This is a genomic window from Desulfovibrio intestinalis (assembly GCF_014202345.1).
Taxonomy (GTDB): Bacteria; Desulfobacterota; Desulfovibrionia; order Desulfovibrionales; family Desulfovibrionaceae; genus Desulfovibrio; species Desulfovibrio intestinalis.
This window is the reverse complement of the sequence record NZ_JACHGO010000003.1, coordinates 118935-133754: the sequence shown is the minus strand read 5'-3', so window position 1 is coordinate 133754 and position 14820 is coordinate 118935. Positions and strand designations below refer to the sequence as shown.

The window sequence follows — 14820 nt, the reverse complement described above, 5'->3', positions numbered from 1 at the left end:
ACAGCTACAAAAACCTATGCCCCCGCCTCTTCCTGACAGCCCTCGTCTCCAGCGGGCAGCACATGCATAACATCGCCGGGCTGCACAAGGCCGCCGTGCAAAACCTTGGCGAACACACCCTGCCGGGGCATGATGCAGTCGCCCATTGTGTGGTATATCTGGCAATGGCTGTGACATTCCTTGCCTATCTGCGATACTTCCATAAGAACCTCATTACAGGACAGGCGCGTGCCCACGGGCAACGCCGCGAAGTCGATTCCGTCCACAATAAGGTTCTCGCCAAAGCAGCCGTGCGCCACAATGGCCCCTCTGGCCCTGAAGTCCTCAATAGCCTGCCAGGACAACAAGCTGACCTGGCGGTGCCATTTTCCGGCGTGCGCGTCGCCCTCAATACCGTGATCCACCACAAGGGTGGCTGAGGGAACGGTTTTCTTGGCAGTGCCCTTTTTGGGGCTGGTGCAAATAGCCTTTATAATACCCATTGTGCTTTCCTCTGGTTGATGGCGGTTCTGCCAGCGTGTCGCCGGGCGTATCGGTTGCGCCTGCACGCGCCTGCCCGAGCGGGGTCTGGCACTTCGCTTGAAGGAATGTTCTTTAGATAATAGAAGAATTCTATCCCGTACCATGCGTATTCGCAATGCTCGCCAATACAAAGACGACCAAAAAGACGCTGCAATTCACAAACAAAGCATAAAATTAGGGAACTAGCCGGAAAAAATGCAGGAAAGTGCAAAAAACTGTTGACGGGCAGGGCGCGAGTGGCTATATAACCTCCTGCCTCATGTAGGAGCGTAGCTCAGGTGGCTAGAGCACTTCCTTGACACGGAAGGGGTCAACAGTTCAAGTCTGTTCGTTCCTACCAAAAGAAACTTTGGGGTTTATTCCCCTTAACGGCGGAAGGCCTTGGCCCCGCCCATAGCACAGGTTATCGAAAGATGGCCGAATGTCCGGTATCGGCGCAGTGGGGAGGTTTACCTCCCCATTTTGTTTTGGCTTTTTGTCTGGCCGGGCAGCGCCTCCGGCAACGCTAAGGAGTTTTTCATGGAAGTCCGTGTGGAAGGGCAAATGGTTGAGGGGCAGGCTGGCGACAGCATCGCCTCCGTGCTCCAGAAAGCCTTGAGCGGCAAAAAGTTCAAGGCCGTTGTGGCCGCCCGCGCACTTAACGGCGCGGAAGACCTGCTTGATCTCTCTTCTCCGGTTCCTGCCGGGTGCGACGGGCTTGAACCCGTGTACGCCGACTCGCCCGAAGGCTTGCAGATGATCCGCCACTCCACCGCCCACGTTATGGCGGCGGCAGTGAAAAAACTTTTCCCCAAGGCCAGGGTCACTATCGGCCCCTCCATCGATTCCGGCTTTTACTACGACTTTGACGTAGAAAAGCCCTTCTCCACTGAAGATTTTCCCGCCATTGAAGCTGAAATGCAGCGCATAGCCAACGAGCGTGCGCCTTTCACCCATGAAGTGCTGCCCAAGGCCGAGGCCGTGGCGCGTTTCAAGGCTATGGACGAAAACTATAAGGTTGAAATCATCGAGGGCATCGACGCTGAAACCGTGTCGGTCTACACCTGCGGTGATTTTGCCGACCTGTGCCGTGGCCCGCACGTGCCGCACACGGGTTTTGCCAAAGCCTCCAAGCTTATGAGCGTGGCTGGCGCCTACTGGCGCGGCGACGAAAAGAACCGCATGCTGTCGCGCATTTACGGCACAGCCTTTGCGGATGACAAAGCCCTTGCCGCCTACCTGAAGATGATGGAAGAAGCCAAACGCCGCGACCACCGCAAGCTGGGCCGCGAACTTTCGCTCTTCACCTTCAAGGAAGACGTGGCCCCCGGCATGGTGTTCTGGCTGCCCAAGGGCATGCTTGTGCGCACTATTCTTGAGGACTTCTGGCGCAAGGAACATCTCAAGCGCAATTACGACATCGTGCAGGGCCCACAGCTTCTGCGCGTTGAAACGTGGCAGAAATCCGGCCACTACGACCATTACCGCGAGAACATGTATTTCACGCAGATCGAGGAAGACGCTTACGGCGTCAAACCTATGAACTGCATCTCGCACATGCTTATCTACGGTAACGAACTGCACAGCTACCGCGACCTGCCGCAGCGCTACTTCGAGCTTGGCGTGGTACACCGCCACGAAAAGAGCGGCGTGCTGCACGGCCTGTTGCGTGTGCGCCAGTTCACGCAGGACGACGCCCATATCATTTGCGCGCCGGAACAGCTTGAAGGCGAAATCCTTGAAGTTATCCACCTTATCCGCGACCTGATGACCCTCTTTGGCTTTGAGTACAAGGTGGCTGTGTCCACCCGGCCCGAGAGCAGCATCGGCACGGACGAAGCGTGGGAAATGGCCACCAGCGCACTTGTGCAAGCGGTGGAAAAAGCCGGCCTGCCCTATACAATTAATGAAGGCGACGGTGCCTTTTACGGTCCCAAGATCGACGTGCGCCTGCTGGACTGCATTGGCCGCGAATGGCAATGTTCTACCATTCAGGTTGACTTCACCCTGCCCGAGCGCTTCGACCTCACCTATGTGGGTCAAGACGGCGAACGCCACCGTCCGGTTATGGTACACCGGGCTATCATGGGTTCGCTGGAGCGCTTCATCGGCATTCTGGTGGAGAACTTTGCCGGGGCTCTGCCCACATGGCTCGCGCCCGAACAGGCTCGCCTGCTTACAGTGACCGACGCCGGAGACGAAGCCGCCGCCACGATGTGTGACGAACTCAAGGCTTTGGGCATCCGTGCCCAGGCCGACACGCGCAACGAGAAACTGGGATTCAAGGTGCGCGAGGCTCAGCTGGCAAAGGTGCCGTACATTCTTGTTGTGGGAGAAAAAGAAGTGCAGGCGGGCGGCGCTAATGTGCGCCTGCGCAACGGGGATAACTTAGGGCTTAAGTCTGTGGCCGAAATCGCCGCGCTTATTCGCGCAGACGCCGAAGAGCCTTTCAAAAAAGGAGGGATGCGCTATAGCTTCGCCTAACATGAGATTCCGCCGCGACATGCCGCAAGACAGCGTGCGTCGCAACGAAACAATCCGCGCCCGTGAAGTGCGTGTGATCGCTGCCGATGGTGAGCAGCTTGGTATTCTGCAACGAAATGAGGCCATCGCCCTGGCTAAAGAAGCGGGCCTGGACCTCGTAGAAGTTTCTTCCAACTCGGAGCCGCCTGTTTGCCGCGTCATGGACTACGGCAAATTCAAGTACGAGCAGCAGAAGAAAAAGCAGGAAGCCAAAAAGCACCAGACCGTGGTGCAGATCAAGGAAATCAAGGTTCGCCCCAAAACGGACGACCACGATTACGAAACCAAGGTCCGCCACATCCGTCGCTTTCTTGAAGACGGTGACCGCTGTAAAATTACGGTATTCTTCAGGGGCCGCGAAATTGTGCATAAAGATCGCGGCATGGCCATTCTGGAACGTGTGGTGCAAGACCTTGCCGATATCGCCAAGGTTGATCAGGAGCCCCGTGCCGAAGGCCGTACCCTGCAGATGATGCTGGTGCCCAAAAAGTAGCTTTTGCTGCTTTGACACCTGACATTACCTCTTGCGCCTCGAGGCGCTTTGGGGCATTATGCCCTTCCCCTGGTGCGTCCTGTGACATGCCGGGTATATGCTTTCGTTAAGGAGTACGCCATGCCCAAGATTAAAACCAGGCGTTCCGCCGCCAAGCGTTTTTCGCAGACTGGCAGCGGCAAGTTCAAGCGTCGTCGCCAGAACCTGCGCCACATTCTCACCAAGAAGGCCGCCAGCCGCAAGATGCGTCTTGGTCAGTCCACCACCGTGGATCAGACCAACGAAAAAGCTGTGCGCCGCATGCTGCCCAACGGCTAAAGCCCCTGCGCTTTTGTTGGGCGGTCGGTCATTGTTGCACGCAGATGTTATGCGCTTTACAGCGTTCACTTGTGTTGCCATGTCTGCCCACCGCCAAGCGAAACTGCCCAACGCTTATATATCAAGCTGATGGGTACGGGATTTAAGCCTGTGGACTTTTGATAAATCCTATGACGCGAAAGCGTCGCGGCGCGTGCGGAGCCGCAACTGACGTTCAATCCGCTCCCCTCCCAGAGGGCACATGATACTTTACACCCCCCAACGGGCATTCCTCCGCCTGGTTGGGAGAAGGAGGTTACACCATGCGTGTCAAGAGAGGTCTTGCCGGTCATCGCCGTCACAAAAAATATTTGACAGCTGCCAAGGGTTTCCGTGGCGGCCGTAGTCGTTTGTACCGCACCGCCCGTGAGGCTGTGGAACGTTCGCTTCAGTACGCCTATGTGGGCCGCAAACTGCGTAAGCGCGACTTCCGCACCCTGTGGATCCTGCGTATCAACGCTGGCGCCCGCCTGAGCGGCCTGTCTTACAGCCGTTTCATGCACGGTCTGAAGACCGCTGGCATCGACCTGAACCGCAAGGTTCTCGCCGACCTGGCCGTCTACAAGAAGGACGACTTCGCCAAGATCGTGGATCTGGCCAAGGCCGCTCTGGCCAACTAGGCACAGAGCTGGCGCTCCCCGCGCCGGAGCAGGCCTCCAGGCCGCGCTAGCCAGAACGGTGTTATCCGCATGCTGGTTGGCTTGCGGGAGCAGGGTCATGCATGATATACGGGGCGTGGACGGTGCGATGCGCTGCCCACGCCCTTTGTTTTTCAATTTGCGTAATATTCAACGTCAGCGCCGCGCAGGCGGTATTGGGAATCCGTATGGATCTGATTTCTGCACTGGAAGGCCTGGTCCCTGAGCTTGAAAAAGGTCTGGATCAGGCTTCTTCATTGGATGAGCTGGAGGCCCTGCGGGTAGATTTTCTGGGCCGCAAGGGCAGGATCGCCCAAATCATGAGCCAGCTTCCCAAGCTGGAACCTGAGCAGCGCCCCGCCGTTGGACAGACGGCCAACAGCGTCAAAGAGCGCTGCAATGCGCTGTTTGAAGCCCGCAAAGAAGCTCTTGAAGCCGGGCGTGAAGCCGAAGCCCTCAAACGCTTCGACCCCTCTGTGCCCGGCCGCGCCCCCTGGAGCGGCACCCTGCACCCCACCACCCTGGTGATGGAAGAGATTTGCGAAATTTTCAACGGCCTTGGCTTCGAAATTGTGTCCGGCCCTGAAGTTGAAATCGACTATTACAACTTCGAGGCCCTGAACATGCCGCCGGAACATCCGGCCCGCGACATGCAGGACACTCTCTACATTACCGACAAGGTGCTCATGCGCACCCACACCTCGCCAGTGCAGGCCCGCACCATGCTGAACCGCAAGCCCCCGCTGGCTGTGGTGGCCCCCGGCAAGGTGTACCGGCGCGACAGCGACCTCACCCATACCCCCATGTTCCATCAGATCGAAGGGCTCATGGTGGGTGAAGGCATCAGCATGGCGCATTTGCGCGGCACCCTTACTGCTTTTGTACGCGCCATTTTCGGCGGCGACACCCAGGTGCGTTTTCGCCCCAGTTTCTTCCCCTTCACCGAACCTTCGGCTGAAGTGGACATAAGCTGCTGCATGTGCGGAGGCAAAGGCCACATTGGCGACGCTCCTTGCCGGGTGTGTAAAACCACGGGCTGGGTTGAAATTCTTGGCTGCGGCATGGTGGACCCGGCGGTTTTCGAGGCCGTAGGGTATGACCCCGAAGTCAGCGGCTTTGCCTTTGGCATGGGCGTGGAACGCGTGACCATGCTCAAGTACGGTATCGGCGACCTGCGCATGTTCTTTGAGAACGACACCCGTTTTCTGGGCCAGTTCGCCCGCTAGGACCGTATCATGCCCCTGTGCCACCATCACACTGTTCATGCCCTTGGGCAGCAAACCGCGCCAACGCGCGGGCTGGCTGGCCTCTGCTGCCGTGCCCCCGTGCTGGCTTGCGTGGTGGCGGCGTTTCTGGTGTGCGCTCCCGGCCTGTGGCCTGTGGCGGATTCCGGTGATATGGCGGGCATGGCCTGGGCCAAATCGGCCTCCAATGCGCGCGATTCCGGTCTTGAACCTCCTGGCGGCCCCAAGCCGATGGAAGGCTTGCCGGGCAGAAACGTAAGCCGCACCTCCGAAGGTGGCATGGGCTATACGGATGCTTACGGCAATACCATCACCGAGGCGCAGCCGGAAGAAAAAGCCCCGAGGCGCAGACCCGGACCCGGCGCATATGGCAACAGGGGCGTGCAGGAGCATGACCGCCCCCTGCCGGACCCGACGCCAAAGGACACAACACCAGCCTGGAGTTTTAACTAGGGCTGGCGGAACATAGAGCGCTTTAACTTTGAAAAAGTGTATATACTCTAGGTTGCTTGCGCCTTCGGGCCACAGATTTGTATTGAACACCACTATCAATGACGCCCAACGCGGCGGCCAGAGGCCCCGCGAAAACAGGACATGCTATGCTGCTCTCACTTTCATGGCTGCGTGATTTTACGCCTTACGAAGGCACGGCTGAAGCTCTGGGTGACCGTCTGACCATGCTCGGCCTTGAGCTGGAAGATATCCGGCGTCCCTATGATTCCATCCGCCCCATTGTAGTGGGGCTTGTGGTCGCCTGTGAGGATCATCCCGAATCCGATCACCTTCATGTCTGCAAGGTGGACGCCGGCCAGGGTGAACTGCTGGACATCGTCTGCGGCGCACCCAACGTGGCCGAAGGCCAAAAGGTGCCTGTGGCGCTTGTGGGCACCACCATGCCTGACGGCATGCTCATCAAGAAAGCCAAACTGCGCGGCGCGCCGTCTTTCGGCATGATCTGCTCAGAGCGTGAACTGGGGCTCACGGAAGACCATTCCGGCATTATGGTGCTGCCTGAAAGCTTTGTGGTGGGCAAGCCTCTGGTGGACCAGCTCACGCTGGACCATGAGGTTTTGGACATTTCCATTACGCCCAACAGGGCAGACTGCCTTTCGGTGCTGGGTCTGGCCCGCGAAACGGCGCTGGCCTTCAATCTGCCCCTGAATATTCCGGCCATGCCCCTTCAGATTGATGAAAGCGCCCCCCAGCGCCTTGTGCCTCTCGACATCAAGGACCCCGATCTCTGCTGGCTGTATTCAGGCCGCGTCATCACGGGCGTCGAAATTGGCCCCTCGCCCATGCAGCTGCGCCACCGCCTGAACTCAGTAGGCGTGCGCCCCATATCCAATATTGTGGACGTGACCAACTACATCCTGTTCGAATGCGGTCAGCCGCTGCATTCCTTTGATCTGGACAAGCTTGAAGGTGGCCGCATCGAAGTCAGCCGCGCGCAGGAAGGCGAAAAATTCACTACGCTGGACGGGCAGGAACGCACGCTCACCGCGCAGGATCTCTGCATCCGTGACGGCGGCCGCGCCGTTGGTCTGGCTGGTGTTATGGGCGGCCTCAATACGGAAATTACCGAAGCCAGCTCCAATGTTTTTCTTGAAAGCGCCGTGTTTCGTCCCGGCACGATCCGCAAAACTTCGCGCCGCCTTGGTCTTTCGTCCGAGGCTTCCTACCGCTTTGAGCGCGGCATCGACCAGCAGCGCACCGTCTGGGCGCTGGACCGCGCCTGCGCAATGATGGCAGCCATGAGCGGCGGCACGGTGCAGCCGGGGCTTTCCATTTCCGAACCGCGCCCCTTCAAGGCCGCAAACATAGATTTTCGTCCGGCCCGCGCCGATGCCCTGCTGGGCGTCCACCTGACCCCGGAATTTGACGAAAAAGTGCTCACGGGCATGGGCTGCGCGGTGGATACCTCTTCAAGCGTGTGGCGCGTGAGCCAGCCTTCCTGGCGGCCCGACCTCACCCGCGAGGCCGATCTGGTGGAAGAAGTAGGCCGCGTGCACGGTCTGGATACCATTGCGCCCGAACTGCCCTCGGTGGCCCGCAATCTTGACCGCGCAGGCGAACCGGAATCACGGTTCAGCTTCTGGTCGCGTCTCAAGCACTGGGGAGCGGGCCTTGGCCTGAACGAAGCCGTCAACTACAGCTTTGTGGGCCACAAGGATATGGACCATCTTGGCCTCCCGCGTGAAGGCCGCATATCCATCATGAATCCCCTTTCGGCAGAACAGGACGCCCTGCGCACCGCGCTGGCTCCCGGTCTGCTCTACGACCTGCGCAACAACCTCGCCCAGGGCATTCAGGGGCTGCGTCTTTTTGAACTGGCCAATATCTTTGAAGCCGACGCCACCTCCGAAACCACGGCGCGCGAAACAGGCATGCTTGGCGTGCTGCTCTACGGTGCACGCTTTGACACCGCCTGGCCCCAGCCGGAAGGTGATCTGGACTATACGGACATCAAGGGCATTGTGGAAAACCTGCTGCGCTTCCTGCACCTGCCCGCGCCGGAATGCACCTTGGCGGAAGGGCATCCCTTCCTCCTGCCCTGCGTTCAGGTGACGGTCAATGGCCGCGCCGTTGGCGTCATGGGCCGGGTAAAACCCGCTATGGCCGAAGAATTCCACGCCCGTAAAGAAGTATGGCTCGCCGAACTGAACCTCGAAGTTCTGCGCGAACTGCATGACGCAGCGCAGGTGCGCTTCCGCCCCCTGCCCGTGTATCCGCCGGTTCGGCGCGACATCACGGTCATGGCCGGACAGGGGCTTACCGTCAGCGCCATTGTGGCTCATGTGCGCGGCCTTGGCCTGCCCTTGCTGGAAGATATGGTGCTGGTTGACTGCTTTGAACCCAAAGCAGCCGAAGGACAGAAAGCCGTGCGCAACCTTACCTTCCGCCTGACCTTCCGCCACGCTGACCGTACCCTCAAGGATGCGGAAGTGGACAAGGAAAGGGAAAAAGTGGCACAGTCGCTGGTAGCGGCTCTGGGCGTCAAAATCTAGAGCATACGCCAGTTGGGAGCAAACGCTGCCAACTGGCGAAGGTTGCTGCGCTTACCTGCGCCGCCGGGGCATATTGCAATGTTTCCGGCGCTTGGTGCTGGACATGCCGGGCATTGCAACATCTTAGAGCATTTCAATTTTAAAATGCTCAGGTGGCTGCGTGAGCAGATGCCCGCTGTGGAGGCGTAAGCGCTATTTATTTGCGCGGTTAGACGCCGTAATGAGCGTGTATTGGACTTTGAAAATACACATTTTCAAAGTTCATCTGCTCTAAAGGTTGAGATGCTTTTAAACGTTCTTGCCTACGCAGGCCGGAATTAAAAATGCTCTGGAGGACGTCCGGAGGGCCCATGCAGGACCACAACGACGAAAAAACCTACCGCATCGGTGAAGTTGCGGAACTGCTCAACCTCAAAACCCATGTGCTGCGCTTCTGGGAAACGGAATTTCCCCAGTTGGCGCCCTTGCGCACGGGCAAGGGGCAGCGTCTGTACACCGAAGAGCATGTGGGCCTTTTGCGGCGCATACAGCAACTGCTGCACGAACAGGGTATGACCATCGAAGGCGCGCGCCGAGTGCTGCAAGGCAGCGCTGTGCTGGATGAAAGCCTGCCCGAACGTGTGGCCGCAGTGCCTGACCCGGATTTCATGCGTATGCTCAAACGTGAACTGACAGCGGTGCGCCGCCTGCTCAGCAACGAATAACGCCGCTGTACGGCACAGTATGAAAACCGGGCTGCGTTTGCGGGGCTGCACGGCGGCGTGATACCGTTAAGCAAACCGGGCAAAGCCGGGCAGGCAAGGCAAAAGACACGCATATGATGTAATGCCTTGCGTTCGTGGTGAAATTAAAATTTCAAGCAATGGCGCGTGAAGCGCCACCTGCCAAACAGCAGGCCATTGATACAGAAAGCTGCCACGCAGGCCGCACCCGGCCGCAGAATTTTTATCACCGCCTGCTGCTTTGAAAGGCAGACGGTCAAACTACGGATGCAGGAATCACCAGGGTTCCCTTTCGTAAAACAGCAGAACAAAACGCATGATTCTATCACCATCGCTGCTTTCCGCCGATTTTTCACGTCTGGCTGAAGAGCTGCAAGCTCTTGAAGCTGCCGGGGTAACCTGGTTGCACCTTGATGTGATGGACGGCGCTTATGTGCCCAATATCACCTTTGGTCCCCCGCTGATCAAGGCTCTCAGGCCTGGCAGCGGGCTTTTTTTTGACGTGCACCTTATGGTGGAAGACCCGTCCCGCTACATCCGCGATTTCAAAAACGCCGGCGCGGATATGCTGGTCATCCATGCAGAGGCCGACCGCCACCCGCAGCGCACGCTTTCCGCCATACGCGAAATGGGCTGCAAGGCTGGCGTGGCGCTGAATCCTGGCACAGACCTTGGCGCCATACGCTGGCTCGTCAACGATATGGACATGCTGCTTATCATGAGCGTCAACCCCGGGTTTTCGGGTCAGGCGTTCATACCTGCCACTTTTGACAAGATCCGCGCTGCCCGGCGCCTGCTGGACGCCTGTGGCCGCGCGGATGTGCTTATTCAGGTGGACGGCGGCGTGTGCCCCGAAAATACGGCCCAACTGGTAGAAGCCGGGGCCGACGTGCTTGTTTCAGGTTCGGCCTTTTTTGGGCACAAACCCTACGACGCACGTCTGGCTGCCTTCATGAAGCCCCTGGCCGGACGCGAAATTCGCCCCACCGTTCGGGCTGCCGCTCTGCGTCAGCCTTCAGCAGATCCCCATACCAAGCAAAAATAGAGGAATGATCATGCCCACCCGCAGACAGTGCGCCAACGCTATCCGCGCCCTTGCTATGGACGCCGTTGAAAAAGCCCGCTCCGGCCACCCCGGCGCTCCCCTTGGCATGGCCGATATGGCCGAAGCCCTTTGGCGGCACGGATTCAGGCACAACCCTGCCAATCCCCTGTGGTTCAACCGCGACCGCTTTATCCTGTCCAACGGGCATGCCTCCATGCTGCTTTACGCTCTGCTGCACCTCACGGGCTACGACCTGCCCATGGAAGAAATTCGCAATTTCCGCCAGTGGGGAGCAAAAACAGCCGGGCATCCCGAGTACGAACCCCACATGGGCATTGAAATGACCACCGGCCCCCTGGGTCAGGGCATTTCCTCCGCCGTGGGCCTGGCCCTTGCCGAAAGCATGCTGGCGGCCCAGTTCAATACGCCCGAATACAAGGTTGTGGACCATCACACCTACGTCTTTGTGGGCGACGGTTGCCTTATGGAAGGCGTTTCTCATGAAGCCTGCTCGCTGGCAGGCACCTGGGGTCTGGGCAAGCTTATTGTCATGTACGACTCCAACGGCATTTCCATCGACGGCAAGATCGACGCATGGTTTGACGAAGACGTGGCCGCCCGCTACCGCGCCTACAGCTGGCAGGTCATCGGCCCTGTGGACGGGCACGATGCCTCTGCGCTGGACAAGGCTCTGGCCGAGGCCAAAGCCGATCCGTCCCGCCCCAGCCTCATCATCTGCCAGACCCACATCGGCTTTGGTTCGCCCAAGGCCGACTCGGCCTCAAGCCACGGCTCCCCTCTGGGCGAAGACGGCGTGGCCGCCACGCGCGACGCTCTTGGCTGGCACGAAGCGCCCTTTACGGTTCCGCAAGACATCTACACTGCCTGGAATGCCCACGATGCCGGCAAGGCCTCTGAAGCAGCCTGGAGCAAGCTTTTTGACGCCTACGCCAAAGCCCATCCCGAATTGGCCGCCGAACTGACCCGCCGCATGCAGGGCAAACTGCCTGCCAACTGGGCAGAAATCGCCACAGGCGCGCTGCAGGAAGCCGTCAGCAAGGGCGAAAGCACGGCAACCCGCGTGGCCTCCAAAAAAACGCTGGAATACCTTGTACCCCGCCTGCCTGAACTGGCTGGCGGCTCCGCCGACCTCACGGGCTCTGTGGGCACCCTCACCAGCTCTTCGGTGCATATGGATGTGAAGGAGCACACAGGCAATTACATTTCCTACGGCGTGCGCGAATTCGGCATGAGCGCCATCATGAACGGCCTGGCTTTGCACGGCGGCTTCATTCCCTATGCCGGAACATTTCTGGCTTTTGCCGATCAGGCCAAAAACGCCCTGCGTCTTGCGGCTATTATGGGCATCCGCGTGGTATGGGTGCTGACGCACGACTCCATCGGCGTGGGCGAAGACGGCCCCACGCACCAGCCTGTGGAACAGCTTGGCATGCTGCGCCTTATGCCCAATTTCCACCTCTGGCGTCCCTGCGACACGGTGGAGACCGCCGTGGCCTGGATCAGCGCGCTTGAAGACGCCCACACGCCTTCCGGCCTTTCCCTTTCACGCCAGAACCTGCCCTTCTGCCAGCGCAACCAGGAACAGGTAGCGGCCATCGCCCGCGGTGGCTATGTGCTGCGCGACTGCGAAGGCACGCCTGAAATCATTATCATGGCCACTGGCTCTGAAGTGGGCCTGGCCCTTGAAACTGCCGACCAGCTCACCGCCGATGGCCGCAAGGCCCGCGTGGTGTCCATGCCCTGCGCTGAAGTTTTTGACGCCCAAAGCGCCGAATACAAAGAAAGCGTGCTGCCCCGCGCCGTGCGCGCGCGCCTAGCCATTGAAGCCGCCGCCGCAGACTGGTGGAGCAAATATGTGGGTCTGGACGGAGCCGTCATCGGCATGGAAGGCTTCGGTGCATCGGCCCCGGGCAAAGTGGTTTTCGAACGCCTGGGCTTTACTGTCGCCAATGCTCTGGAAAAAGCTCACGCCCTTATGGGCAAAAACTGACGGCGTTTAGCGCAGGGGCCGGGGGTTTCATCCCGCCCCCGCGCCAACCCGGGCTGGGCCTGCCAAGGCCTGACCTTACATAAAAAATATCCGCTGCAAGTCCAGCAAAGGGAGCGTGCAATGCCCATAAAGAAGATGCAGGATCTGGATCTCACAGGCAAAACCGTTGTCATTCGCGAAGACCTCAATGTGCCAATGAAGGACGGCGTCATCACCAATGACAAGCGCATCCGCGCGGCCTTGCCCACCATCAGGCTGGCGCTGCAAAAAGGCGCGGGCGTTATTCTTCTTTCACACCTGGGCCGCCCCACTGAAGGACAGTACGACGCGCAGTTCTCTCTGGCCCCTGTTGCCGAAAGCCTTGCAAAACAGCTGGGGCAACCTGTGGCGCTTGCCAAAACTCTGGAAGAAGCCAAGGTGCAACCCGGTCAGGTGACCCTGCTGGAAAATGTGCGCTTTCTTCCTGGTGAAAAGAAAAATGATCCCCAGCTGGCTGAAAAACTGGCAGGCCTTGGCGATGTCTATGTGATGGACGCCTTTGGCGCTGCCCATCGGGCCCATGCCTCCACTGAGGGCGCCATTCGCGTGGCCAAGGTAGCCTGCGCCGGGCCTCTGCTTCAGGCAGAACTGGAAGCCTTTGACAAGGTACTTGATAACCCCGCCCGCCCCCTGATTGCCATCATTGGCGGAGCCAAGGTTTCCACCAAGCTCAACCTGCTTGAAAACCTGCTGAACAAGGTTGACGTGCTCATCGTGGGCGGCGGCATTGCCAACACGTTTCTGGCTGCGGCTGGCTATATGGTAGGGAAGTCCCTGTACGAAGAAGATCTTGTGCCCGAAGCCAAAAAAGTTATGGAACTGGCCAAGACCCTCAACAAGGAACTTCCCCTGCCCGTTGACGTAATCACCGCCGAGGAGCTTGCCCCCGGCCAGCGTGCCATGCTGCATGCCGTGGGCGACGTGCCGGGCGACCAGATGATACTGGACATCGGCCCCGAAACCCTGAACCTGTATGAAAAATACCTGGCCAAAGCCGCCACCGTGGTGTGGAACGGCCCCGTGGGCGCTTTTGAAATCGACCCCTTTGGCGACGGAACCAAGGCGCTGGCCGAATATCTGGGCGACTCCAAGGCTTTTGTGGTTGTTGGTGGCGGCGACAGTGTGGCCGCTGTTGAAAAGTACGGTCTGGCTGACCGTATGGGCTATATCTCTACTGGCGGCGGCGCTTCGCTGGAGCTGCTGGAGGGCAAAAAGCTGCCTTCCGTAGCTGCTCTGGAAGACCGGGCCTAGGAGGCTCAATGAAAAATACCGTGTTGGGCAGGTTGATCCTGCTTACTCTGCTGACTTTCACCCTGTGCGAGCCTGTTGCCATTATGGCTCAGGAAGCCTGGGAGGAACATCCTGCTGATGCAGCAGCGCAGGCCGACAAATGGGGCTTCAACGCCGGCGCTGGTGCAACGCTGCGCACTTCGGAATACAAAGGCATCGATTCATTGGGGTCGCCGCTGCCCCTGATCGGTTATGAAGGCAAGTGGTTGTATTTGCGTGGCTTGAGCGGCGGCGTGCATGTTTATAGAGACCGCTATCAGGAATTCAACGTACAGGTCTCCTACCTGCCGCAAAGTTTCTATGCGTCCTGGAGCGACAACGACAGGATGAAGCGTCTGGATGACCGTTATTCTTCGTTGATGGCCGGGTTGAACTACACATTGCGCACGCAGTACGGTCAAGCTTCCGCCACGGTGTCCACCGATGTGCTGGGCGTAAACAACGGCGTCATGGCCGATGTTTCATACGCCTATCCCGTGCGGTTCGAGAATGTCATGATCACCCCCGCCGTGGGTGTGCAGTGGACGGACAGCAACTATAACGACTATTACTACAGCATCAGCTCCAGCGAATCCCGCTCCAGCGGCTTTAAGGAATACAGCCCTGAAAGCGCCTTTTCGCCCTACGCCGGGCTGACCATGCGGATGCTTCTTACCGAAGACTGGAGCATCATTGCCAGTGCCAAGGCGTTGTTTCTCGGCAATGAAATTACCGACAGCCCAATGGTGGAACGCACCACAACGTATTCCTTCAGCGCGGGCCTGTTGTACGCCTTTTAAGCATTTTCCAGGTTAGTCTGCCCAAGGCCGCCTGGCTTTGAGTTACCTACTTGCGCTCTCCTGAACCAGTATTTCTGGCTACGGAGAGCGCAAACTTTTTCCGCCCGTATTTTGCCTCAAGCCAACAGCAATAGCCACGAATGCCGCCTGTATGCAAAAGGGGGTGCGCATGC

13 protein-coding genes and 1 tRNA gene are annotated in these 14820 nt (G+C 58.8%); 13 read left to right on the top strand and 1 reads right to left on the bottom strand.

From position 1 onward, the window contains the following. Nucleotides 1–14: 14 nt before the first annotated feature. On the bottom strand, nucleotides 15–482 hold the full coding sequence (locus HNQ38_RS05765; RefSeq protein ID WP_183718476.1) for an MOSC domain-containing protein: 468 nt from the start codon (nucleotides 480–482) through the stop codon (nucleotides 15–17). Nucleotides 483–785: 303 nt separating this feature from the next. On the opposite strand from HNQ38_RS05765, the gene HNQ38_RS05760 reads away from it, so the two are divergent. From HNQ38_RS05760 to HNQ38_RS05700, 13 genes are all read left to right on the top strand, one after another. Further along, a tRNA-Val gene (locus tag HNQ38_RS05760) sits at nucleotides 786–862 on the top strand. Nucleotides 863–1041: 179 nt separating this feature from the next. Further along, nucleotides 1042–2985: a threonine--tRNA ligase gene (thrS, locus tag HNQ38_RS05755; protein WP_183718475.1), complete on the top strand. Its 1944-nt coding sequence runs from the start codon at nucleotides 1042–1044 to the stop codon at nucleotides 2983–2985. Nucleotide 2986: 1 nt separating this feature from the next. Next, on the top strand, nucleotides 2987–3517 hold the full coding sequence (gene infC, locus HNQ38_RS05750) for a translation initiation factor IF-3 (protein ID WP_183718474.1): 531 nt from the start codon (nucleotides 2987–2989) through the stop codon (nucleotides 3515–3517). A gap of 120 nt (nucleotides 3518–3637) precedes the next feature. Further along, nucleotides 3638–3835, top strand: a complete 198-nt coding sequence (rpmI, locus tag HNQ38_RS05745; protein WP_179980804.1) for a 50S ribosomal protein L35 — start codon at nucleotides 3638–3640, stop codon at nucleotides 3833–3835. 302 nt (nucleotides 3836–4137) lie between these two features. After that, entirely contained in the window at nucleotides 4138–4494 is a 357-nt protein-coding gene (rplT, locus tag HNQ38_RS05740; RefSeq protein ID WP_183718473.1) for a 50S ribosomal protein L20, read from the top strand. Between the two features lie 206 nt (nucleotides 4495–4700). Further along, a complete protein-coding gene (gene pheS / locus HNQ38_RS05735) occupies nucleotides 4701–5738 on the top strand; it encodes a phenylalanine--tRNA ligase subunit alpha (RefSeq protein WP_183718472.1) in 1038 nt (345 codons plus the stop codon). 9 nt (nucleotides 5739–5747) lie between these two features. Then, the gene (locus HNQ38_RS05730; protein ID WP_183718471.1) at nucleotides 5748–6209 is read left to right on the top strand and encodes a translation initiation factor IF-2; all 462 of its coding nucleotides are present in this window, start codon (nucleotides 5748–5750) and stop codon (nucleotides 6207–6209) included. 146 nt (nucleotides 6210–6355) lie between these two features. Beyond that, nucleotides 6356–8761: a phenylalanine--tRNA ligase subunit beta gene (gene pheT / locus HNQ38_RS05725; RefSeq protein ID WP_183718470.1), complete on the top strand. Its 2406-nt coding sequence runs from the start codon at nucleotides 6356–6358 to the stop codon at nucleotides 8759–8761. 350 nt (nucleotides 8762–9111) lie between these two features. Next, entirely contained in the window at nucleotides 9112–9465 is a 354-nt protein-coding gene (locus HNQ38_RS05720) for a MerR family transcriptional regulator (protein WP_183718469.1), read from the top strand. Nucleotides 9466–9799: 334 nt separating this feature from the next. Further along, nucleotides 9800–10528: a ribulose-phosphate 3-epimerase gene (rpe, locus tag HNQ38_RS05715; RefSeq protein WP_183718468.1), complete on the top strand. Its 729-nt coding sequence runs from the start codon at nucleotides 9800–9802 to the stop codon at nucleotides 10526–10528. A 10-nt stretch (nucleotides 10529–10538) separates the two neighbouring features. Further along, on the top strand, nucleotides 10539–12539 hold the full coding sequence (tkt, locus tag HNQ38_RS05710) for a transketolase (RefSeq protein WP_246388013.1): 2001 nt from the start codon (nucleotides 10539–10541) through the stop codon (nucleotides 12537–12539). Between the two features lie 120 nt (nucleotides 12540–12659). Continuing rightward, nucleotides 12660–13829, top strand: coding sequence for a phosphoglycerate kinase (locus tag HNQ38_RS05705; protein ID WP_183718466.1), 1170 nt, complete (start codon nucleotides 12660–12662; stop codon nucleotides 13827–13829). Between the two features lie 8 nt (nucleotides 13830–13837). Then, nucleotides 13838–14647 (top strand): MipA/OmpV family protein, encoded by an 810-nt coding sequence (locus tag HNQ38_RS05700; RefSeq protein WP_183718465.1) that lies wholly within the window; start codon nucleotides 13838–13840, stop codon nucleotides 14645–14647. Nucleotides 14648–14820: the final 173 nt, after the last annotated feature.

What these genes read in the sequence shown, in the direction of transcription:
- HNQ38_RS05765 (WP_183718476.1), bottom strand. Translation starts at nt 482, where the DNA reads ATGGGTATTATAAAGGCTATTTGCACCAGCCCCAAAAAGGGCACTGCC.
- thrS (WP_183718475.1), top strand. Translation starts at nt 1,042, where the DNA reads ATGGAAGTCCGTGTGGAAGGGCAAATGGTTGAGGGGCAGGCTGGCGAC.
- infC (WP_183718474.1), top strand. Translation starts at nt 2,987, where the DNA reads ATGAGATTCCGCCGCGACATGCCGCAAGACAGCGTGCGTCGCAACGAA.
- rpmI (WP_179980804.1), top strand. Translation starts at nt 3,638, where the DNA reads ATGCCCAAGATTAAAACCAGGCGTTCCGCCGCCAAGCGTTTTTCGCAG.
- rplT (WP_183718473.1), top strand. Translation starts at nt 4,138, where the DNA reads ATGCGTGTCAAGAGAGGTCTTGCCGGTCATCGCCGTCACAAAAAATAT.
- pheS (WP_183718472.1), top strand. Translation starts at nt 4,701, where the DNA reads ATGGATCTGATTTCTGCACTGGAAGGCCTGGTCCCTGAGCTTGAAAAA.
- HNQ38_RS05730 (WP_183718471.1), top strand. Translation starts at nt 5,748, where the DNA reads ATGCCCCTGTGCCACCATCACACTGTTCATGCCCTTGGGCAGCAAACC.
- pheT (WP_183718470.1), top strand. Translation starts at nt 6,356, where the DNA reads ATGCTGCTCTCACTTTCATGGCTGCGTGATTTTACGCCTTACGAAGGC.
- HNQ38_RS05720 (WP_183718469.1), top strand. Translation starts at nt 9,112, where the DNA reads ATGCAGGACCACAACGACGAAAAAACCTACCGCATCGGTGAAGTTGCG.
- rpe (WP_183718468.1), top strand. Translation starts at nt 9,800, where the DNA reads ATGATTCTATCACCATCGCTGCTTTCCGCCGATTTTTCACGTCTGGCT.
- tkt (WP_246388013.1), top strand. Translation starts at nt 10,539, where the DNA reads ATGCCCACCCGCAGACAGTGCGCCAACGCTATCCGCGCCCTTGCTATG.
- HNQ38_RS05705 (WP_183718466.1), top strand. Translation starts at nt 12,660, where the DNA reads ATGCCCATAAAGAAGATGCAGGATCTGGATCTCACAGGCAAAACCGTT.
- HNQ38_RS05700 (WP_183718465.1), top strand. Translation starts at nt 13,838, where the DNA reads ATGAAAAATACCGTGTTGGGCAGGTTGATCCTGCTTACTCTGCTGACT.